A 22806-nucleotide genomic window follows, 5' to 3' on the forward strand; every position below is an offset into this window, starting at 1 on the left:
GATCATCTCGTTATGAAAAAGTTTACAATCACCATTACCCGTGAATTCGGAAGCCTTGGGCGTTCCATCGCCAAGGAGCTGTCCAGAGAGCTGGGAGTGGAATTCTATGACCGTGATATTGTGGAGGAGGTTGCAAAGCAGTTAAACCTTCCTGTCTCCACGGTCAGCGATGAAGAAGAAAAGTCAAAGCAAAGCTTTTTGCCCCGCATGTTTCCTTTGGGAACTGACGAAACTTATATCCAGGACATTATTTTTGATGTTCAAAAAGGTATTATTCTGGATCTGGCCAAAAAGTCCAGCTGCATCCTGGTAGGAAGATGCTCGGATTACTTACTGGAAAAGGAAAAGAACAACATCAATATATTCATTTATGCCCCTTATGAAAAAAGGCTGGAAAACTGTGTGAACACTCTTGGCATGACTGAGAGCGAAGCGAAACGAATGATCGCCTCCGTAGATAAGGCCAGAAACGCTTATCATAAGAAATACGCCGGTTATCTGCCAGGTGATCCGGAGCATAAGAATTTAATGATCGACTCTTCCCTTCTTGGAGTTTCAGGAACTGCAAAGCTGATCGCTGAGATTGTGCACCAGCTGTATAGTGTATAGAATAGGAAGCTTTTGCAAATACAGGCCATTTTGGCGAAATGCGGGTGAATGCCCGGTTTTTCGCTGAAATGGTCTGTTTTGTTGACATGGAGGATAACCAGGGATAAAATTGGATAAAAGAACAGGCTGGCAGGGATTGGGTGAGGAAGCCTGACCGCCTGAAAATATACGTCGGCAGGAGGAAAGGAAAGTGCGTTATCGAATAAAGAAAAGACTGGTTCCCGTGAGAGCGGATGAGGTGGTTCCGGAAGGAGAGCCCCTTGTGGAGATCATGAGCAAGGAAGAATACTGGAAAGAATATCATACGAAGTATCAGGACCATCTGCTGATGAAAAGTATGGAAAGGGCGCAGTATTGCAGGGCAGACTTATTAAAGGGCTGTGTTATCGGAACTCTTGTTATCCCCGTTAAAAAGGAGCTTCTGGGCAGGCCCGTAGTGTTTGGCTATTACATGGACCAAAGCCGGCTTATACTCATTGATGACAGCGGAGAAGCGGAAAAAATACTTCACGAAATGGAGCGGATCCAGTACTTTGACAAGACCTGTGTTTCCCATATGTTTTTTGAGTTTCTGGAGTATCAGGTAAAGGATGAGATTGAATTCTTACAGAAGTATGAGGAAAAGCTGGCAGCAATGGAAGACCGGATCATGAGTGGAAAAAGAGACCGGAGCGATGTTCCGGGAGCCATACTTAGGGCCAGGAAGGAGCTGGCAAAGATTTCTTCCTTCTATGGACAACTATTAAATGTCAGCCAAACCTTAACAGAAAATTATAATGGACTATTAAAGGATGAAGACTGTGTACTGTTCCATCTGTTTTCCGGCCGTATGGCAAGGCTTACAGAGCATGGAAAGGAATTAAGGGAATATGCCCTGCAGATCCGGGAAATGTATCAGGTGCATATAGATATGAAGCAGAACCATGTGCTGTCCTTTCTTACAATGGTCACCGTGATCTTCATGCCCCTCACTCTGATTGCCGGCTGGTATGGCATGAATTTTAAAAATATGCCGGAACTTAACTGGCAGTACGGCTATCAGGTCTGTGTGACGATCAGCGTTATCATTATTCTGATAGAGATATGGTATTTTAATAAGAACGGCTGGCTAAAAAGATAGGGAATTATGGGATTTGGTAATTATTTCCTATTGAAAAGATATGGAAAATTCAAGTCATTACCCTTGACACTCAAAAAAAAATCTGCTATAGTATATCTTTGTGTGAAGCGAGAGGATGAAGGTCTGAAACGTGCCTGATACCTCTCGTTTTGTTTGCGAAAAGTGTGTGCGAGGCCGTCGGCAACATGGGAAGCCGGTTGGCCGTAAGAAAGGAACCAAGCATTTATGGAAACAATTAGATTTGATGAATTGAAGTTAGATGAAAGAATTCTGCGGGCAGTAGCAGACATGGGATTTGAAGAGGCATCTCCGATCCAGGCCCAGGCCATTCCGGTCCAGGTTGAGGGAAGGGATATCGTTGGGCAGGCTCAGACAGGAACCGGAAAAACAGCAGCCTTTGGCATCCCAATGTTGCAGAAGATCGATCCTAAGGTGAAAAAGCTACAGGCGGTTGCCCTCTGTCCTACCAGAGAGCTTGCCATTCAGGTGGCAGATGAAATCCGCAGGCTTGCAAAATACATGCACGGTGTGAAAGTCCTTCCGATTTACGGAGGACAGGACATTGTAAAACAGATCCGTTCTTTAAAAGACGGTACTCAGATCATTATCGGAACTCCGGGACGTGTTATGGACCATATGCGCAGGAAGACCGTGAAATTCGAGCACGTTCATACGGTAGTCATGGATGAAGCCGATGAGATGTTAAATATGGGATTCCTGGAGGATATGGAAACCATTTTAAGCCAGCTTCCGGAAGAGCGTCAGACGGTTATGTTCTCCGCTACCATGCCGTCTGCTATCATGGAAATTGCCAGGAAGTTCCAGCAGGAGCCGGTAACCGTTAAGGTAGTAAAGAAAGAACTGACCGTTCCCAAGGTGACCCAGTATTATTATGAGGTAAAGCCTAAGAGCAAGGTAGAGGTTATGTGCCGTCTCCTTGATATGTATGCACCAAAGCTGTCTGTTGCTTTCTGTAATACCAAAAAGCAGGTAGACGAGCTGGTACAGGCTCTTCAGGGCCGTGGTTACTTTGCAGAAGGACTTCATGGAGATTTAAAGCAGATCCAGCGTGACAGGGTCATGAACAGCTTCCGTAACGGTAAGACAGAGATTCTTGTGGCAACAGATGTTGCAGCCCGTGGAATCGACGTAGACGACGTAGAAGCCGTATTTAACTATGACCTTCCCCAGGATGACGAATATTATGTCCACAGAATCGGCCGTACCGGACGTGCAGGCCGTGAGGGCATTGCCTTCAGTTTTGTAGTGGGCAAGGAAGTTTATAAACTCCGCGACATCCAGCGTTACTGCAAGACCAAGATCATTCCTCAGACAATCCCTTCCTTAAATGACGTAACAGCCATTAAGGTGGATAAGGTTCTGGAAAATGTGGCTGACACCATTGGAGATACAGATTTAAGCAAGATGGTGAACATCATTGAAAAGAAGCTTTTGGAAGAGGATTATACCTCCCTTGATCTGGCAGCAGCTCTGCTGAAAATGATGATGGGCGAAGAAAATGAGGATATCATTGATACAAGAGAGCCTCGTTCTCTTGATGATCTGGAAAGCCTATATGGCGGCGGAAACCGTGCCCGCGGCGGCAGAAACGGAAATAGCCGGGGAGGAAGAAATGATTCTTCCAGAGAAGATATGGCCCGCCTGTTCATTAACATCGGAAAGAACCAGAATGTGAAGCCAGGAGATATTCTGGGCGCCATTGCAGGAGAGTCCGGTATGCCGGGTAAGATGGTCGGAAGCATTGATATGTATGATAAGTATACATTCGTAGAGGTGCCAAGAGAAAGTGCCGACACAGTATTACAGGCTATGAAGGATGTTAAAATCAAAGGAAAAAATATCCATATGGAAAAAGCCAACGGAAAAGGCAGATAAATTTCCGGGAGCTGGGAGAGAAAGGAAGACAGAGTGTCTTACCGGATCCACCCTGCTCCCGTTTTTTTGTCCACAGGACGAAAAAGGTTTTCTTGCTTCTTGTGGAAAAAGAAGTTACAATAAGTTCAAGATGTGTATATGGTACCGGCTTCATAAGGTTTTGAGCCTGGAAATGCTTCGGGCAGGGCGCGAAAGTCAGTCTGGGAGCAGGTATGTGGAAACAGGAGGTTTATGATGGCAGAATGGAAGAAGAATGATCGGATAGAGGTAATGATCGAGGATATGAGCGAAACCGGGGAAGGCATCGGTAAAACCGATGGATTTACCTGGTTTATTAAGGATACAGTTATAGGAGATAAGGCCCAGGCAAAGGTGATGAAAACCAAGAAGTCCTATGGGTTTGCAAAGCTTGAGCGGATCACAGAGCCGTCTGTAAACCGTGTGACACCCAAATGTCCGGTTGCAGGTCCCTGCGGCGGCTGTCAGCTTCAGGCAATGGATTATGAGGAACAGCTTCGGTATAAGGAACGGAAGATTTATAACAATATCACCAGGATCGGCGGCTTTCCTGAAGTTCCCATGCTGCCCATCATGGGGATGGACGAGCCATGGAGATATAGGAATAAGGCGCAGTTTCCATGGGGACTTGATAAGGATGGAAACATCATTGTGGGATTTTATGCGGGACGCACCCATTCTATCATTGACTGTGAGGATTGTCTTCTGGGGGCAGAGGAAAACCGGGAGGTCCTAAGCCGGATCAAGGCGCATATGGAGCGGTATCACCTCATGCCTTATGACGAAGCCACTCACAAGGGAATGATCCGTCATACCCTGATCCGTAAAGGGTTCCGGACCGGTGAACTTATGGTCTGTCAGGTGATTAATGGAAAAAGCCTGCCTCACAGTGGGGAACTAGTGAAAAGTCTTCTGGAAATTCCGGGTATGACCAGTATATCTTTTAATATCAATAAGGATAGGACCAATGTGATCTTAGGGGACCGTGTGGAAAACCTTTATGGACCAGGCTATATTACAGATTATATTGGAGATGTGAAATACCGCATTTCGCCCCTTTCCTTTTATCAGGTGAATCCGGTGCAGACGGAAAAGCTCTATGGCACTGCCCTTGAGTATGCAGGACTTACCGGCGGGGAAACAGTTTGGGATCTTTACTGCGGGATTGGAACCATCTCCCTTTTCCTGGCACAAAAGGCAAAAAAGGTGTATGGAGTGGAGATCGTGCCTCAGGCCATTGAGGATGCCAGGGAGAATGCCGGATTAAATGGATTGGATAACGTGGAGTTCTTTGTAGGAAAGGCAGAAGAAGTTCTGCCGGAGCAGTATGAGAAGAATCATGTGTATGCGGATGTGATTGTGGTGGATCCTCCCAGAAAGGGCTGTGATGAGGCGTGTTTAAATACCATTGTGAAGATGGCGCCGAAGAGAGTGGTGTATGTGAGCTGTGATTCGGCTACATTAGCAAGAGATATGAAGTACCTGGCTGAGAGAGGGTATGAGGTGAAGAAGGTCAGAGGGTGTGATATGTTTCCTCAGGGATTGCATGTGGAGACGGTGGTGTTGCTAACCAGGAAAACTCAGTAAATCAGTTTTGGTAAAAGGTTAGAATTCTGTAATATAGATACTTTAAAGTAATGTTGAGAGAGAAAATTGAATGGTGGTCGCATTATTTATTGAGTAAAATTGGTAGTGCCGTCAAAAGAACATGAAAACAAGATAATAGAATCGGATATAGTGTAAGACCACTAGAAAGACGAATGGTATCATTCAGAGATATTGGATTGTTCTGCGAACTGCTACAATGGAATGGGGCAAATAAAACTTGTAATATAAAGGATTTAATAGTAGAGTATCATTGGAGGCGACTGCTTGTTAAAGTATGCTGAATGAGGGGGGGAAGAAGAAAATGAAGATTTATGTGGATGCAGACGCCTGTCCGGTAGTTAAAATCGTGGAAAAGATAGCAGAAGAGAATCAGATAGAAGTATGTCTCCTATGCGATACCAATCATGTGTTACAGTCCAATTATAGCGTGATAAAGGTTATCGGTGCAGGAGCAGATGCAGTGGATTTTGCATTGGTTAACCTGTGTAAATCCGGTGATATTGTGGTAACACAGGATTATGGTGTGGCAGCAATGGTATTGGGTAAAGATGCTTATGCGATTCACCAATCTGGAAGATGGTATACCAATGATAACATAGATCAACTTCTTATGGAGCGGCATATGGCAAAAGCAGCGAGGAGAGTAAAATCCAAACATCATCTGAGTGGACCAAGAAAAAGAACTCTGGAAGATGACAAACAGTTCGAAGAATCGTTTCGAAAATTAATCACCCATGCTGGTGAAAGATAAGGATCAGATTTTAGACACATAACACGCATTGGTTAATCCAGGCTAAGGAGATTAATTTTATGGATAATAGAATTTTGCCAAGTGAATTTCCGATTTTATCCACAGATCGGTTGATTCTTAGAGAATTAGTTGAAGACGATGCGTTAAGGGTATATTCTGTTCTGTCATCTGAGAAGGTTACGGAATATTTTGGTATGTTCCCCTTAACAGATGAAGAAACAGCGAAAGGTATTATCATTCGTTATAAAAATTCGTTTAACGAAGACTTCGCAATACGTTGGGGGATTGAACTAAAAGAATCAAATACAATAATTGGTACCTGTGGATTTCATAATTGGAATCATAGGCACAAAAGAGCTGAAATTGGATACGAATTACATGAAGATTATTGGGATAAAGGTTATGCAAAAGAAGCGATAAAACCAATGCTAGAATATGGTTTTAATCATATGCAATTGTCAAGAATTGAAGCAGTCGTATATCCTGAAAACAAAAATTCAGAAAAACTGTTAAGGAAATTAGGGTTTGATTACGAAGGCTTATTAAGGGGATATGCTTTTTTTAGAAATAAACAACAGGATTTAAATATGTTTTCATTATTATATAATGGTATATAAATGTGATTCATGTAGGGATAACAGTAGATGTTGATATGGAAACCTCAGATTATCAGGATCCTATCTTGGAACCGAGGCGAGAAAAATGGAGAAACCAGTGAATACAGTACAAAAAGTAAAAACTCTGCAGAAACACCCATTAATTGAATTATTAAAAAATAACAAAGGGAATCCAAGAACCCTGATTTTAATGGAACCACTCTGGGGTATTCCGTATAACTTGATCGCACCTTTTGCTACATTATATATGTACACGCAGGGAATAACGGACGTTCAAATCGGACTGATTTTATCGGTTGCCATGTTTGTCCAGGTGTTCTTTTCCTTCTTCGGTGGTATCATCACCGATAAGTTCGGCCGCAAATTCACAACCATGATGGGGGATTTCTTTGGTTGGTGTGTTGCTTGTCTGATATGGTCTGTTTCGGGTAACTTTTGGTTCTTTTTAATTGCAGTTTTATTTAACAGTTTTGAGCAGATCAACCAGACTGCATGGTATTGTTTATTGATTGAAGATGCAGATTCCAAGGATCTATTAGGAATCTATACCTGGGTGAACATAGGAGGTCTGGTTGCAATCTTTTTTGCACCAATTTCGGGATTGCTGATAAATTCCTTTACCGTTGTTCCGGTTGTCCGTGTTTTATATTTTGTTTTCGCTGTGAATATGCTGATTAAGGTGATTGTTACCTTTCGGCATTGTGATGAAACCCGTCAGGGAAAGATTCGCATGAACGAGACGAAAGATACCACTGTTTTACAGATGTTATATGAATACAAGGATCTGATACCCAAAGTGCTAATGGACAAAGAGATTATGAAAGTGCTTATAGTCTCTGTGATCTTACATATAACGAATCTTGTCAGTACTAACTTCTTTAGCTTGTATGTAACACAAAGGTTAGGTATAGCGGATCGCTATCTGGCTTTTTTTCCTATTTTGAATGCGGCTGTAATGTTGATTTTCATGATTGGGGTACAGCACCGCCTGGAATCTGTAAAATTCCGGATACCGATGTGGATTGGTCTGGTATTGTATGCTGCATGCTCGATTCTTCTGATACTGACTCCGGTCGGTGGTATGCCGTTTATTATCATTTATGTCTTTGTTGTAGCAGTCGCCAGTGCCCTTGTAATGCCCCGTAAAGATGCCTTGCTCCAGCTAAATATCAATCCAAAGGAGCGTGCTCGAATTAATGCTTTGATTATGTCCTTTACCATTGCTTTCGCCTCACCATTTGGCTACTTTGCTGGCTGGTTATCAAGTATTGACCGCCGCTTGCCATTTGTGTTTACATTTACTATATTCATCGCAGCAATTATTATCGTTGGCCGTATCCGTGATCCTGAATTCGGTAAAGAGCATAGGGAAGCTGATAATCCTGTGGCTAATGGTTAACCGTTTCACCGGTTGCTTTAGGATTTTTAATCCGGGTTATAAATAACAGAGGCGTAACATGAACTGCTCCCTGTCAAAAAGTAAGGGAGCGGTTCATTTTTTCTGAGTAACTCGATGCCTGGTCTCCTGGCATCGTAACCCTGTGACCGGTTTAGCTAATATGTGCTACAGCACGAATTTCAATCAGCTGGCCGGGAAACGCCATACCTGACACTCCGACCAGGGTGCCGGCCGGTCGATGATCACCCACATACTCCTTGAAAATACGAATGCATTTTTCGAAATGTTCTTGCGGGTCAGTCAGAAAAATCTCCATCTCAGCGATGTTCGACCTCTCAGCGCCAAATCCTGCCAGTACCCGGTCAAGATTCTCCAGCGTTTGTCTTGTCTGTGCCTCGATATCGCCCTCTCCAATAAACGTGCCCTGCATATCATGGGAGAATTGACCCGAAATATATAGAGTGCCGTTAATGCAGTAGCCCTGGGCGATGCCGTGTTCGTCTTCCCATGGAAGACCGTGATTGTAGGTATTAATATTAGTCATTATTATCTCTCCTTTACTTTAAAGTAAGCTTAGTATATACTAAGCTAAAATAAAAGAATAGTACGCACTATATTGATAGGTACTATTCGAAAGGATAGTGTATGTAAATATGGGTATGGCTGATTTTAATGGTGAAGTTAAAAATATACAGGATACACCTTTTGGTTATACAATGTCAGTGATCGGTGGTAAATGGAAAATGGTTATTATATACCTTTTAGCCGAAAACCAACCAGTTCGCTTTAATGAACTGAAAAGACAATTAGGTACTATTACTTTTAAAGTATTGAGTTCTCAATTAAAAGAATTAGAAGCGGATGGACTGGTGAGGCGGAAAGAGTATCCTCAAATCCCTCCTAAAGTAGAGTACAGTCTGACAGGTAAAGCAGAAACTCTATTACCCGTTTTGGAAGAATTGTGTGAGTGGGGAGGTAAAAATCGAAATAATTAGAAGTTAGCCGATCGCGCCGTTCTAATTGAATGGCTTGGCCAAGCGTCAGAAAAGAGATAGATTTAAACAATACAGATTAAAAGGAGAATTTATGCAATTTAAAGAATTGAATATTATGCCTGATATTATTAAGGCTTTAGAAAAGGAAAATTACGATGTTCCTACACCGATACAGGAAGAAGCAATACCAGTTATATTAAGCGGCAGGGATTTACTTGGTTGTGCCCAGACTGGCACCGGAAAAACAGCTGCATTTGCTATACCAACGCTTCAGCTGCTCAGCGAAGAAAACGTGTCTCATAGGGCAAAACAAAATATAAGGGCTCTGATCGTAACACCGACCAGAGAGTTGGCTCTGCAAATTTATGAAAGTTTTAATACTTATGGGAAATACACCAAATTAAAATCTTGTGTAGTCTTTGGGGGAGTATCTCAAAAGCCTCAGGAGGAAAGTTTAAAGCAAGGGGTAGATATACTGGTGGCAACACCAGGAAGACTACTGGCCTTAATCGATCAGAATATTATAAATATAGAACATATTAAAATATTTATATTGGACGAAGCTGACCGCATGCTGGATATGGGATTTATTCATGATGTTAAAAGGATCATTGCCAAAACTCCTATAAAAAAGCAAACACTACTTTTCTCGGCTACGATGCCGCCAGACATCGCCAAGCTGGCGAGTACGATTTTAAAGACTCCTGCGAAAATAGAAATCACTCCGGTATCATCAACCGTGGATACCATCGAGCAGTATTTATATTTTGTAGATAAATGCAATAAGAAAGATTTGCTATTGCACATTCTAAAAGATAAAAACATAGATTCAGCGTTGGTATTTACACGTACCAAGCATGGGGCGGATCGCCTTATGAAGCAATTATCAAGGAATGGCGTGATTGCGCGGGCGATCCATGGTGATAAATCACAAGGAGCACGTCAGAGTGCATTAAACAACTTTAAAAATAAAACATTGCGGATATTGCTTGCAACAGATATCGCGGCAAGAGGAATAGACATAGATGAACTAACCCACGTTATTAATTATGACCTTCCAGATATACCAGAGACATATGTGCATCGTATTGGGCGAACAGGCAGGGCAGGACTTGGTGGAACAGCAATATCCTTTTGCGATTTTGATGAAAAAGGACAACTTAATGATATTGAAAAATTAATTGGGAAGAAAATAACAGAAATAAAAGATCATCCTTACCCATTAAAGAACAACTTTCCGGCGATAAAGGTTGTGCAGCCAAGAAGGGATAAAGCAAAAACAGGGAATTCGGGTGCATCGCCAAAGAGAGAATCATTGCATACAGCTTCCATAGACCGTGTTTCATCATCAAAGAAAAAGTATCGAATGACAGCAGATGGAACATTGAAAGAAAAAAGGAGTTTTAATAAATTTTCAAAGAATGACAAAAAGCGGTAGATCTGCTCTTCCGTTGAATAATAGATTTTAATGAAGGAAAGAAATGTAGAAAGAGGAATGCCGGTGTTGCACTTACACCGGCATTCCTCTTTTGGGATAAAGATAACTTTCTTATGATGAATTTATAATTACCCATTATTTTGCTTATTCAGATTGCTTTGTTTTAGGTGCTCTAATCCCCATCGATTCATTTCCTCCATAATCGGACTTAAAGATTTTCCAAGCTCTGTAAGAGAATATTCCACCTTTGGCGGCACCTCTGGATAAACCTTTCTATCAATTATCCCATCGGCCTCCAGCTGGCGAAGCTGTTGTGTCAGCATCTTCTGACTTATTCCGTTAATTCCTTTACTGAGTTCAATAAATCTTTGTGTGCCGTTATTGAATAGATTTCTCAGAATAAGTACCTTCCATTTGTGCCCGATTAAATTGACGGTATGCTCAATAGGGCATAATTTATCACACGGCATTATGATCACTCCTATCAACAATTGTATTTACTTACTATTTGGTTAGTATAGCACAAAATAGTGCCTTCTTGCAAAAAGTTTGTAACGATATTATAGTAAATATACAGCAGTACATGAAACCAGTTGGTTTCGATTTAAATGGTAATAATTGCTGAATACTATTTCAAATAGACAGGAGTTAAATATGAGAAAAATTAATATTAACGATATTCTAGATTTTGCAGCAGAAAAAAGTGCGCGTAAGGTAATTTTCAAAGAAGGTCAGCTGGATACAGGACTTTTGCTATATGCCCCAGGACAGACAACACCTGATCATAAGCATTCGGATATCGATGAAGTCTTTTATGTAATATCTGGTGAAGGCACAATCACTATAGACAATGAAGAAATGCTTGTGAAGGAAAGGGATATAATTTTCTCACCAAATGGTGAGACGCACGGATTCAATAATACCAGTTCTGACAATTGGGCGGTGCTGCAGATTAAAATCGAAACCTCCAAAAAGGATTAAACTATACTTATAAAAATTCAGGATCGAGCGTAGGAGGTATTTTTTCATGTTTACGCGAATAGACCATGTTGCATTTTCAGTAAAAGACAGACAAAAATCGATTGACTTTTATGAAAAAAACTTTGGATTTAAAAAATATTTTGAACACGATGTTCCCGGGGTGCCGAACCTTGAAAAGGTTGTTTACCTTCAGTTAGGCGATACTGTGTTAGAGTTTGAACACTGGACAAATGAAAAGGAGAATAAGGGATATCATTTTTGTCTCATTAGCGATGATTTTGATTCAGATTATCAAAGGCTTAAGAATGCAGGGGTCCCGGTTGCAGCTGAGCCACATATTCCCGAGCCCAGAACACCTCAGGAAAAAGGCTGGAAAAGAGTTGTTTTTCAAGGTCCTGATGGCGAATTCATTGAGTTTCGGGGGTAAACGTGTAATTTGAAATAAAGGACATGAAAGTGATAGCTTTCACGTCCTTTTTTAGTGCGCAGCATATGCGCAATCTTAGGGGGGAAAGACCCTGGTATGTCCTTTAAGTGGAACGTGTTTAGCCCAAAGCATGGGAGTCCATCTTGAGGCGGAATCTTAATACTTGACATAATATAAATCTCAGTATATAATTACAGTGTAAATTAACTTAACACTGTTAAGTGGGAGGGGTCTGTATGGGAATTAAGGAACGGCGTGATGTTGAAAAAGAAGAGATGAAAAAGAGAATAATGGATGCTGCCATTGAGGTTATTGTCCAAGAGGGGTACGAGAAATTATCAATAAGAAAAATAGCTGCCCAAATTGAGTATTCTCCGACTACCATCTATCTTTACTATAAAGACAAAGCTGAAATTATTACAGATATGTCTGATGTACTTTATAGAAAGGTTATGGGAGAAGTAGTTGCTGTAATAAATGAGGAGGCCGCATTGCCAATCGATAAACAAGTCCATGATATTTTGCGTGGATTCATCAAGGGGCTTTGCAGTGAACCGGAAATGGTTAAAGCGATTATGCACAGTGGAATAAATGTCGTATTTGCAAATGATAGCACAGATGGAAAGCCAGCCAATCAAGGAATAGATATGCTTGATCATTTAGTTTCTATCGGAATTTCACAAAAAGTCTTTCGGCCAGGCATTGAGAACAATTCATGGATGATTGTAAGTGCATTACTCGGCTTTGTATTGAGTTCCATTGGAAGCCGATTATATCTGTTTGATAATTTTCACAAGCATATCGATGATTTTGTAGAAATTTTAATGGGAGGAATTAAGCAGTGAATACAATTATCGTTTATTCAAGTAAATATGGATGTGCAGCGGATTGTGCAACGCTCTTAAAATCTGGATTGCCTGGTACTGTGGAGCTTGTTAGCATTAACGAAATCAATTCTAACCCCCTTCTCTTAGATAACTTTGATACGGTCATTTTAGGGAGTTCTATTTATGTCGGTACGATTTCAAAGAAAATGCGTGCATTTTGCATTGAAAACGTAGATGTGCTGAGCAGAAAAAGAGTGGGAATATTTCTCTGCTGTGCCCTTCCCGCACAAATAAATGAATACTTGTCCAAAAACTTCCCGGCAGCACTTCTTGAAAGTGCAGTAGTCATAAAGGATTTTGGCGGTGAGGCCAGAATCGATAAACTGAAAGGAATAAATAAGATTATTATGAAAGCTGCCTTAAAGGACAACTTTGAAAGCTTGAAAATCTCTCATGAGCATTTAGAGAGCTTCATAAAAGAAATAAGTATGTAATGCATTTATAATTATTAAAGTAAAAACAGAAAGCATATGTTATATATAATGAATAAAAAAGCTATTGGAGGCAAAGGATCAAATGACGAAGCTCACTGGCCGAATTGTTTTTCCAGATGATCCATGTTATGAGATTGCCCGTAGGGATTATAATACGAGATTCTCAAAGTATCCCCTGGCTATTGTTTACTGCCAGGAGACCCAGGACGTGATTAATGCGGTAAAATGGACAAGAGAGAATTGTATTTCATTGCGTGCACGCAGTGGAGGGCATAGCTATGAAGCTTTTTCAATATTGAATGATGGAATCGTCATCGATGTAAGCGAAATGGATAAAGTCATTCTTGATAAAACGAACATGGAAGCAGCGATCGGAGCCGGAGCTACCCTTCTGCCAATTTACGAGTGCTTATGGGATAGAGGTGTTACGATTCCGGGAGGAACATGTCCAACAGTTGGCATTGCCGGACTTGCACTAGGAGGGGGATTTGGCATGCTGACAAGAAAGATGGGGCTGCTTTGTGACAACCTAATAGCTGTCCGGATGGTCAATGATAAAGGGGAAGAAGTATGCGCTGACCGATGCACGCATCCCGATCTTTTTTGGGCATCCCGGGGAGGCGGGGGCGGAAACTTTGGGATTGTAACGTCATTTATTTTTAAGGTCCATCCTATTTCAGATGTTGCCGTGTATAATATTACCTGGGATTGGTCGGATGCCAGAGAGGTCATCAAGACATGGCAGGCATGGGCGCCGTTTGTAGATGAACGATTGACATCAATTATAGACTTATTTACCAAGGAAGACGGCCGTATTTCTTCAGCCGGTGAATTTTTAGGCAATGAAGACCAACTGAGATGCTTACTAAAACCCTTAGCCGCCGCTGGCAATCCAATTCAGATTGATATTCAGACAATACCTTTTATTGAAGCCGTACTTAAGTTTGATGGGGGGCTTGGTCCTCATAAGTTTAAAAACACTGGAGCTTTTGTGTATGATGGTTTACCTGATGAGGCAATAAACACCCTGCTTTGCTTTATGGAGACTTCCCCCAATAAAGATAACTCGGTTCAATTTCAGAGTCTGGGAGGAGCAGTCAGGCAGATCCCTCCAGTTGGAACGGCCTATTTCCATCGAGATGCTAACTATATTATGCAGTATATAACACGCTGGAACGCTGATAATGAAAAAGAGCCAAACATACATTGGGTAGAAAGTCTCAGAAGAGCCATGTTAAAATATGTGAATGGAACCTACGTCAATTGGCCTGATGTTTGTATCAAAGACTGGGCCAACGCATATTATGGAACCAATTATCAGGAATTAATGCAAATTAAATGCAAATACGATCCGGAAGATATATTCCACTTTAAGCAGAGTATTTGTTCAGATCAAGAGAGGCTTATTTAAGGTGAGGCTTTTGACATGGATGATTGAATACAGTGGAATAAGATGAAAGTTATGAGATACCGTGGAACCGGTATCTCTTTTTTTATTGGCCCCCGCAGAAAGTCACAGGCAAAATAGTCTTTTCAAGCGGAGGCTTTTTGCTTGGGAAGTACTGGTAATTCAAGAAGCTTTTTTAGCTGTTATATATACTTGATATCTATTTTTGATGGTAATCTAATAATATTACTTGACAAATTGTTTAGATAACTTTATAGTTAAACCAACTTAAATATAAAAGGAGGTAAAGCTTTGGATCCTAAAACAGATAATCAGAACGAATATGAACTGTTCCATATGGTTGCGGAAATTAATGAGATAACTTATTCCATGAATGCTCGTTTGATGAAAGAGCGCCAATCCTTGTTTAATGAGGATCTTACATCCAAGCAAACGATAATAATGGATTTAGTGAAAAAGGAATCTCAATTATCTATAAGCCAACTGGCTGAAGCAATGAATGTTACTTCAAGTGCTGTTAGCCAGATTGTCTCCAAATTAGAAAAAGAAAAATATCTATTAAGGGCAATTAATCCAGATAATAGACGAGAAATAATTGTGCAGTTAGATGAAAAAGGGCACCATTATTATGCAAAAGAAGAAGAGATTAACAGGGAAATCGTAAATCGTTTTTATTCCCGCATGAAAATGGAAGACATGATACAATTACGAGACATTTTACAAAAACTCAATTTAATAGTAGAAGAAGAATTATCAAGATAGGTATTAAAAGGAAAATAATATCTCCGTCTTCCCCAAGACTTGATAGCCAATTTAAATATGGTCTAGGAGGGATTTTAGAGAATGATAAGAAAAGGGGAAGGGCTGTGTGGCACAGCGGTGGTTGGCCAGGTTATACTACATTCTTTAAAAGATACATTGATCATGATTCTACGATTATATTTTTAAGAAATAAAGAACAGGACTTTGATTTTGAACAATCTATTTTACATGCAATTGAGAATATACTATTTGATGAACCATAGGAGGTTCCAAAGGCACAGGAATTGCAGATAGCAAGAACATTAGATCCAGAGGTTTAAAACAGATATGTTGGCGAGTACCGACTGGAAGAAAATTCGGAATTGACTGCAAAGGTTATGATGAAAAATCAGCGGCTGTACCTTGAACTCCCTGGATCTATGAAACTTGAAATGTATGCTGTTTCGGATAATGAATTTTTCCTTCGCGGCTTATCATTGACAGTTAATTTTGCACATGATGGCATTTATCAACATTTGACTATAAATGATGGCAGTACTGCTCAGACTGCCAGGCGTATTTAAAAAATAAGCTTAAGAACAGATTGTAATAGAGAGGAAAAAAATAACTTGTATAAAAATTATTTTATCAGCCAAAATGATCAAAGCTTTTATCCAGAATATGCATGTGGAATTGCCTGCCTTGCTATGTTATTTAAATATCACCAGATCCCCGGTTACGATAATTTTGAGAAGTTTGCCTTAGAATTAAACTTTAATGTTTCACCAGAAGAAAAAGGATATGATAGTGATGATATGAAGTATGGGACTTACCCTGAAGACATATTAAAGTATCTTACTAAAAATAACATCAGCTTCAGAATGTCTTTTTATGACGACGAATGGAAGGAAGCCTTGAAGAAGTCTCCGATTATGGTAATGATGACTGGTAATGAGGAAGAGTTTGGTCTTAGAAATAGTCATTGGATCTTATTAGTAAAAAGAGATAAGGATTTTTTTACTTATCTTGATCCCTATGAAACAATGAAATCTGATAACTACGTGAAACATATCTGGTCAGGTGATTTCCAAAAATATTATACAGGAATAGCATGTCAGATAATCAAATGATACATAACCAAAGGATTTTAAGGTCAAGACAGGCAGGACAGAGATCACAAATAAAGATAGAAAGCTAGAAAAGATAATGGTATAATAGGAATTGTTCATATACGCATAATCATGTTTATCTACAAAGTATAACAGAACTGCCATCGGAGGTAATAATGAATAAAAAGATGCTGTTTACAATTATCACAACCTCTCTCCTTATTGTAGGCTGTGGAAAAAATACTTCGACCAATCATCTGCAGCAAAATGAGATGCCGTCACTGGAAACTTCTGCAGAATATAGTGTTACGACAGAATCTCAAGAAGAGAGTATACCTATAACGGCAACTACAGCCGCTACAACCGCTGCATCAACCATTGAAACGATTGACTATAAGCGATATCTTAAAAAGACATGGGTTAGAAATACGGATACTGATTTTCCAGATAACGGCGGCGTATGTATTTTAATATCAAAAATCGAAGATGGGAAAATTCAAGGGGAGGTCAGTGTAGTGGGCAATGCCCCGGCATACAATATGGATGATGCAGAACTTGAAGGAACTATTATAAACAATACAGCAGAGTGCCAGCTTGTAAATGATTCGAGGGGAAATAAGGGAACGGTTGAACTTTTATTGAAACCTGATAATACCATTGAGGCCACGATCACAATAACCGAGAAATCCGAAGATTCAGTCATGCGCCTTCCGGAAGGTACGTTTGAATTTACTCCGTATAATCTTAAAAATGTAAATGGTTTTGAACTTACCAAAGATCAAACTTTTATGGTGGATTTAAATTCATGGGGCAATGTTAAATTCGTATCAGGAAAGTTAACCGGTGGGGACCATATACCTGTAGAATTTTATTTAACCAACGAAGAAGGAGATATTCTTTATAATTTCAATGCAGTTCTCCCTTATAGCGTAGATGTTAAAGCAGTTTCATTTCAGGATGTAAATAAAGATAGATTAAAGGATATTATCATTATTGTTGAAGACAACTATGGCGGTGCGTCTGGAGAACCATTAGCTGCCGTTTACTTGCAAGAGGCAGATGGATCGTTTACAAATGACAATGAGCTGAACCAGGAAATAAATGATTCCGGAAGCAATAAAGATATAAGTACAATAGCCAGTTATCTTTCAAGTAAATTCTTAAGATAGAAGCGTTTCAGAGGAGCCATGATATCAAAAGATATAATCGAAATAAAAACTAAGAGAACTGTAAAAAAGGTTCTCTTTTTTTATACCAAAATTTAAAGAGGATAAAACGTGAAGTTTGAGTTAATGGGAGTAAGTGCAAAAGGACGAGGCTGTCACCGATAAAAGCTTGGCAGAATATTATAGTATTACAGAATTCATATAAAGGAGTGATAATATGGCAACAGTATCAGGTCGAATTATATTTGATAGAAATAGAAGTGCTACTATAGATGCTGGTGATTCTGGAATAGCAAATGTACCTGTTGTATTACAGAATATAACAACAGGTGTCAGGCTTGTAGTTCTTACGGATGCTGCAGGAAATTATGCATTTATTAATGTTCCAAATGGCAGTTATAGAATTGTAGAGGCGTATGGTACTGCGGGGGGAGTAGCTACACCAGGTGATTTTACCCTGGCAGCACCAGGACCAGTTCCTACAGCGGCAACGCCCCCTATTAGTTTTGTTGCAAATCCCCCCGCAGGGTCAACAAACCTTGATTGTTTAACACCTAACACAATATTGATAACAGTAACAGGAGCGGATGTAACCAACCAAAATATATTAAACGGCCCAGTGATATATACACCGATTGCAACGATATTAGACCCATGTACAACTGTATCCAATACAAATCTTATTACAGATGCAGATAACGGAACGTTTGGATTCTTCCCGCCAGGGACCCCAGCGAATACAGGACCTGCGGTCGCACCATATCCCAATGTTACACCAGACTTTACGTATGTAGTACCGGATCCGACTAAGTTTACACCAATTGATGGAGAATATACGGTACAGAATATTATGACAGATGCAATGAGCAATGTTATCGGGGCTTGGTGGCGTATCGCCGACCATACGACAGGAAATGAAACAGGAAGAATGATGGTAGTAAATGGGTTTAACCCAGGAGCCGTATTTTTTAGGTCTACAGTACCGGTTACACCGAATACTAATTTTTTATTCAGCACATGGATTCTTAATCTTTTTAAAGTAACAGGCTTTCCGCCGGCACAGCTAGGTGTCAGAATCCTGGATCAAAACGGTAATGTACTGTTTCAGCAAGCATTAGGAGTTGAAATTCCAGTTAATATAAATGCACCAGAGTGGAAACAAATAGGAACTGTTATTAATTCGATGAATAACACTCAAATTACAGTGGAATTCTTCAGTGAAGGAGAAGCTGTTGTAGGGAACGATTATGCTATTGATGATGTTGCTTTACAGGAAATCTTAGTGCCAACATTTACTCCAGTTAAATCAAGCAGCACGTTTACTGCAAATGTAGGCGATATCGTAACTTATACGGTTAAATTAACAAATACTTGTACCAGTCCTCTTACAGATGTATTTTTTGAGGATAATATCCCTAATGGTTTATTATTCATACCTGGAAGTGTAACGGTTAATGGAGTTCCTGAGCTTGGAGTAGACCCTAATATTGGTTTTCCGCTGCCGGATATTCCAGGTGGATCCGTCACGGAAGTGACGTTTCAGGTGAGAGTTGAAGGCATACCGAATCCGAATCCTGCGATAAATACGGCAACTATCAATTACTCTTATACACCTGTTGAGGGTGGTATACCAGGTACTTTTTCAGAAGAATCAAACCCAGTTCCTCTTATGGTTGAAGAATTACCAGGCGAAGCAGATATTGCTGTAATAAAGCAAAGTAATCAGGTAATTGCAGTACCAGGAGAACCGTTCAGCTATACGATAACAGTTAATAATTTTGGCCCAAGTGAATCAGAAAATGTTCTTCTGATGGATAGTATCCCTAGTTCTATTCTTAATCCAATGTACTCAATCGATGGAGGAGTAACATTTAATCCATGGCCAGGATTTCTTAGCTTAGGAACTTTACCGGCAGGAGCAGAAAGAATTATCATAATAAGAGGAACAGTAAGCCCTGACGCAACAGGCGTGATTTCCAATACAGCAATCGTTAGCTCCACGACACCAGATCCAAATCCAGAGAATAACACTTCAACGTTAGAAACTCCAGTATCGGCTGTTGAAGCAGATGTTGCTGTAGAAAAACAAAGTAATCAGGCAGTTGCTATACCGGGTGAGCCGTATAGCTATACAATTATAGTTAATAACTTTGGTCCGAATGCTGCAGAGAATGTTCTTCTAATGGACAGTATACCAAGTTCTATTCTTAATCCAATGTACTCAAATGATGGAGGAGTAACATTTAATCCATGGCCGGGTTTTCTTAATTTAGGAACATTACCGGCAGGAGCAGAAAGAATTATCATAATAAAAGGAACTGTAAGCCAAGACGCAACAGGTGTGATTTCCAATACAGCAATCGTTAGCTCCACAACACCAGATCCAAATCCAGAGAATAACACTTCAACGTTAGAAACTCCAGTATCAGCTGTTGAAGCAGATATTGCGGTAGAAAAACAAAGCAATCAGGCAATCGCTATACCGGGAGAGCCGCTTAGCTATACAATTGTAGTTGATAACTTTGGTCCAAATGCTGCAGAGGAAGTTCTTTTAATGGATAGTATCCCAAGTTCTATTCTTAATCCAGAGTACTCAATCGATGGAGGAGTAACATTTAATCCATGGCCAGGATTTCTTGATTTAGGGACATTACCGGCAGGCGCGGAAAGAATTATCATAATAAGAGGAACTGTAAGCCCAACAGCAGCAGGCATTATTATCAATACAGCAACAGTCAGTTCCCCAACACCAGACCCAAATCCGGAGAACAACACTTCGACGACAGAGACGCCAATATTAGCTCCTGCCCGAGCAGATGTTTCAATTACAAAAACTGCAAGCCCCAATCCAGTGGCTCCAGGAGAAATGATAACCTTCACACTTGTAGTATCCAATGCAGGACCAAATACTGCAGAAAATGTAATTGTAAATGACAATATTTCACCAAGCATTACAGGGCCGGTATTTTCAATCGATGGAGGAGCAACCTTCAATCCATGGCTGGGTTCCCTTAATATAGGAGCATTGCCGGCTGGAGAATCAAGAACTATTATCATTAGAGGTACAGTAGCAGAATCAGCTACAGGCTGTATTAATAATACGGCAATTGCAATCTCAACAACACCGGATCCTAATCTGTTTAACAATGTAGCATCAATATGTGTGGCAGTTTCGGCAGGTGAAGAAACAGAAGCAGACGTATCTGTGAAGAAATTTGCAAATAAGAAAGAGGTTTGCTGCGGAGAGCTGGTGGTGTTTACTATCGTGATTTCAAATGCAGGCCCGGCAGATGCTCAGAATGTTGTTTTAACAGATAGCCTGGCAAACATTCTTAAAAAACCGATGTTTTCACTGGACGAAGGTTTTGCTTTCCAGCCATGGCCGGGAAGTGTTAACTTAGGCACAATACCAGCAGGCACTTCAAGAGTCGTTCTTATAAAAGGATGCATACGGCAAACATGTTCTTGTAAAATAATTAATACAGCACAAGTCAGTTCAACAACGCCAGATCCAGATCTTAACAATAATACAGCGACAGCTTGTGTACTAATTTCAAAATTTTGTGACGATTGATCTTGCTGCTCTTCCTGTTAAGGTTTAGTATATGAATTAAGTTCATACCGCCAACTGTTCAACGGTTGGCGGTACTTTTATATTCATGGAATTATTTCAAAAACAGTACCTTGGTAATGATCCGCTACTCTCATAGACCCATAGACCCCTAAATATAGCCTGGTTTGATCCAGATTTGTTCCCAAGCTAACAAAATAAGATGATTTAGACCCAAAATCATAATCAATATCAATCACACTAAAGTCCTGTAGTTTACAATCTGCCCTTAGCGTGGTATATGCGAGAGCCCCTCTGACAGGCGGCGGAGCTCCTTCATTCTTTGCAAGATCAGTAAACACAACACTCCCTGTTAAATCCGGCATTTCATTTCCCATATATGGCTGAACTCCTGTAAGCGCAGTTGCCCCAAACTTATCAGGCCGGGGATCTTGGTGAAAATAACTGATAAGAGGGGGTAAGCGCTTTACCGAGGTTGTTATTGTTTCATCGTAATAAGCAATTATTTTTTCATCCAAAGCTGGATTTGCAGAGCAGTTATTTTCAACTGAAGTAGGTAGAGCACCCTCCCAACCACGCCAGCCAAAGTTAATAAATCCTTCTTGCTCAGGCTCGGTATTCGTCATAGAAGATTGGATAAGCTTCGTGACCGGTAAGGGTTTATTATCAACGAATGAAAAAATCGACTCTGCCAGATCCTGTCCCACATTCCCAACGTATTTAACATATTGACTGTTAAGTCTTTGAAATGAAATACCCGTTATATTGCGGACTCCTTTTGCAATAACCGTAAGCGTCTCCTGAAAAGGTACTGGAAGCTCATGAAAGCGTGTAATTACCGGTGGGTTATCATTAAATGTATTTACCGCCACATCAATTTCAATTATTTTACCGGCAATTTCCATATTATCCTGACTTAAATTAAATGGATCGAAGCCTGCGCCCCCATCTCCGGTTGTTAATACAAGCGTTCCTGTTTCCGGTGAAAAATTCAAGCTGTTTACACCATTATGATTTAGATACGGTCGTCTTATACTAAGTAATGTACGGCGTTTTTGAGGTTGGGCGTTGGATTGAAAGATCCATTCTTCGACTGTATCAATGTGATTATATTGCGTTTCCCTATTTGTCCACTTTAAGTTTAAGGTTGCTGGGTCACATGGGTCGGGCCTGAAAGATGATGGTTGAGCACCTGGACCTTGCGATCCGGCAACTGAGTAATGAAGGTAAAACAGGCCATTCTTATAAAAGTCGGGATGAAATGCTAATCCCAGCAGTCCACGTTCATCATATCCCCCGGAAGACTTCCCCAGTTCTAAGACTCTCGGGCGAATATCTAAAAAAGTTTCGATAGCTCCGTCTCCGATGTAAAAGATTTCTCCGACCTGGGTTGCAATAAATAATCGTTCTGCATTATCACCCGGAAGTATGGCTGTTTTTAAAATAGTGGGCAAATTTATATTACCTACTAATGGCTGTAAATGAACCTTAACGTTTACCAATGTCCCAACCCCATTCTAATCATTTTTTAATAAAATATGAATAGAACTATTATATTAGTACAAGATTTAACATCAAGTAAGTATGTTTATGGGGGTATAGATCATTGATGCGGGCAAAGAGAGCACACC

The 22806-nt window shown here is 40.4% G+C and carries 21 protein-coding genes; 18 read left to right on the top strand and 3 right to left on the bottom strand.

Annotated elements, in window-relative coordinates; all coding sequences use genetic code 11:
- Positions 1-12: 12 nt before the first annotated feature.
- The 7 genes from H171_RS21805 (at position 13) to H171_RS21840 (ending at position 8018) form a co-directional block, all read left to right on the top strand.
- Positions 13-609: a cytidylate kinase-like family protein gene (locus tag H171_RS21805; protein ID WP_100307001.1), complete on the top strand. Its 597-nt coding sequence runs from the start codon at positions 13-15 to the stop codon at positions 607-609.
- A gap of 190 nt (positions 610-799) precedes the next feature.
- A complete protein-coding gene (locus H171_RS21810; RefSeq protein ID WP_100307002.1) occupies positions 800-1729 on the top strand; it encodes a magnesium transporter CorA family protein in 930 nt (309 codons plus the stop codon).
- A 225-nt stretch (positions 1730-1954) separates the two neighbouring features.
- Entirely contained in the window at positions 1955-3625 is a 1671-nt protein-coding gene (locus tag H171_RS21815; protein WP_100307003.1) for a DEAD/DEAH box helicase, read from the top strand.
- Between the two features lie 234 nt (positions 3626-3859).
- Positions 3860-5230, top strand: a complete 1371-nt coding sequence (rlmD, locus tag H171_RS21825; RefSeq protein WP_100307005.1) for a 23S rRNA (uracil(1939)-C(5))-methyltransferase RlmD — start codon at positions 3860-3862, stop codon at positions 5228-5230.
- 322 nt (positions 5231-5552) lie between these two features.
- The gene (locus H171_RS21830; protein WP_100307622.1) at positions 5553-6002 is read left to right on the top strand and encodes a YaiI/YqxD family protein; all 450 of its coding nucleotides are present in this window, start codon (positions 5553-5555) and stop codon (positions 6000-6002) included.
- A gap of 59 nt (positions 6003-6061) precedes the next feature.
- Entirely contained in the window at positions 6062-6619 is a 558-nt protein-coding gene (locus tag H171_RS21835; protein ID WP_100307006.1) for a GNAT family N-acetyltransferase, read from the top strand.
- Between the two features lie 85 nt (positions 6620-6704).
- Entirely contained in the window at positions 6705-8018 is a 1314-nt protein-coding gene (locus tag H171_RS21840; protein ID WP_100307007.1) for an MFS transporter, read from the top strand.
- Positions 8019-8169: 151 nt separating this feature from the next.
- On the opposite strand, the gene H171_RS21845 is transcribed toward H171_RS21840, so the two are convergent.
- Entirely contained in the window at positions 8170-8562 is a 393-nt protein-coding gene (locus H171_RS21845; protein ID WP_100307008.1) for a RidA family protein, read from the bottom strand.
- 109 nt (positions 8563-8671) lie between these two features.
- Between H171_RS21845 and H171_RS21850 the strand changes: the two genes are divergently transcribed.
- Entirely contained in the window at positions 8672-9013 is a 342-nt protein-coding gene (locus H171_RS21850; RefSeq protein WP_100307009.1) for a winged helix-turn-helix transcriptional regulator, read from the top strand.
- Positions 9014-9104: 91 nt separating this feature from the next.
- Positions 9105-10451 carry a DEAD/DEAH box helicase gene (locus H171_RS21855; RefSeq protein WP_100307010.1) on the top strand — a complete coding sequence of 449 codons (1347 nt, stop codon included), beginning with the start codon at positions 9105-9107 and terminating at the stop codon, positions 10449-10451.
- A gap of 128 nt (positions 10452-10579) precedes the next feature.
- On the opposite strand, the gene H171_RS21860 is transcribed toward H171_RS21855, so the two are convergent.
- On the bottom strand, positions 10580-10921 hold the full coding sequence (locus H171_RS21860) for a winged helix-turn-helix transcriptional regulator (protein ID WP_054791353.1): 342 nt from the start codon (positions 10919-10921) through the stop codon (positions 10580-10582).
- Positions 10922-11105: 184 nt separating this feature from the next.
- Here H171_RS21860 and H171_RS21865 point away from each other — a divergent pair, with 184 nt between their 5' ends.
- The 9 genes from H171_RS21865 (at position 11106) to H171_RS21910 (ending at position 21178) form a co-directional block, all read left to right on the top strand.
- Positions 11106-11432, top strand: coding sequence for a cupin domain-containing protein (locus H171_RS21865; protein ID WP_100307011.1), 327 nt, complete (start codon positions 11106-11108; stop codon positions 11430-11432).
- 46 nt (positions 11433-11478) lie between these two features.
- Positions 11479-11859, top strand: a complete 381-nt coding sequence (locus H171_RS21870; RefSeq protein ID WP_100307012.1) for a VOC family protein — start codon at positions 11479-11481, stop codon at positions 11857-11859.
- Between the two features lie 236 nt (positions 11860-12095).
- Positions 12096-12704 carry a TetR/AcrR family transcriptional regulator gene (locus tag H171_RS21875; protein WP_100307013.1) on the top strand — a complete coding sequence of 203 codons (609 nt, stop codon included), beginning with the start codon at positions 12096-12098 and terminating at the stop codon, positions 12702-12704.
- The gene (locus H171_RS21880) at positions 12701-13180 is read left to right on the top strand and encodes a flavodoxin domain-containing protein (RefSeq protein ID WP_100307014.1); all 480 of its coding nucleotides are present in this window, start codon (positions 12701-12703) and stop codon (positions 13178-13180) included. Before H171_RS21875 ends, H171_RS21880 begins: the two co-directional genes overlap by 4 nt.
- An 82-nt stretch (positions 13181-13262) precedes the next feature.
- On the top strand, positions 13263-14591 hold the full coding sequence (locus H171_RS21885; RefSeq protein ID WP_100307015.1) for an FAD-binding oxidoreductase: 1329 nt from the start codon (positions 13263-13265) through the stop codon (positions 14589-14591).
- Positions 14592-14879: 288 nt separating this feature from the next.
- Entirely contained in the window at positions 14880-15350 is a 471-nt protein-coding gene (locus tag H171_RS21890) for a MarR family winged helix-turn-helix transcriptional regulator (protein ID WP_100307016.1), read from the top strand.
- Between the two features lie 608 nt (positions 15351-15958).
- The gene (locus H171_RS21900; protein ID WP_100307018.1) at positions 15959-16459 is read left to right on the top strand and encodes a C39 family peptidase; all 501 of its coding nucleotides are present in this window, start codon (positions 15959-15961) and stop codon (positions 16457-16459) included.
- Positions 16460-16614: 155 nt separating this feature from the next.
- On the top strand, positions 16615-17607 hold the full coding sequence (locus H171_RS21905) for a hypothetical protein (RefSeq protein ID WP_100307019.1): 993 nt from the start codon (positions 16615-16617) through the stop codon (positions 17605-17607).
- A 214-nt stretch (positions 17608-17821) separates the two neighbouring features.
- The gene (locus tag H171_RS21910) at positions 17822-21178 is read left to right on the top strand and encodes a DUF11 domain-containing protein (RefSeq protein ID WP_100307020.1); all 3357 of its coding nucleotides are present in this window, start codon (positions 17822-17824) and stop codon (positions 21176-21178) included.
- Positions 21179-21261: 83 nt separating this feature from the next.
- On the opposite strand, the gene H171_RS21915 is transcribed toward H171_RS21910, so the two are convergent.
- Complete coding sequence (locus H171_RS21915) at positions 21262-22677, bottom strand: PQQ-dependent sugar dehydrogenase (RefSeq protein ID WP_100307021.1); 1416 nt, start codon at positions 22675-22677, stop codon at positions 21262-21264.
- Between the last annotated feature and the right edge of the window lie 129 nt (positions 22678-22806).

This window comes from [Clostridium] celerecrescens 18A, assembly GCF_002797975.1.
In the GTDB taxonomy this organism is placed as follows: Bacteria; Bacillota; Clostridia; order Lachnospirales; family Lachnospiraceae; genus Lacrimispora; species Lacrimispora celerecrescens.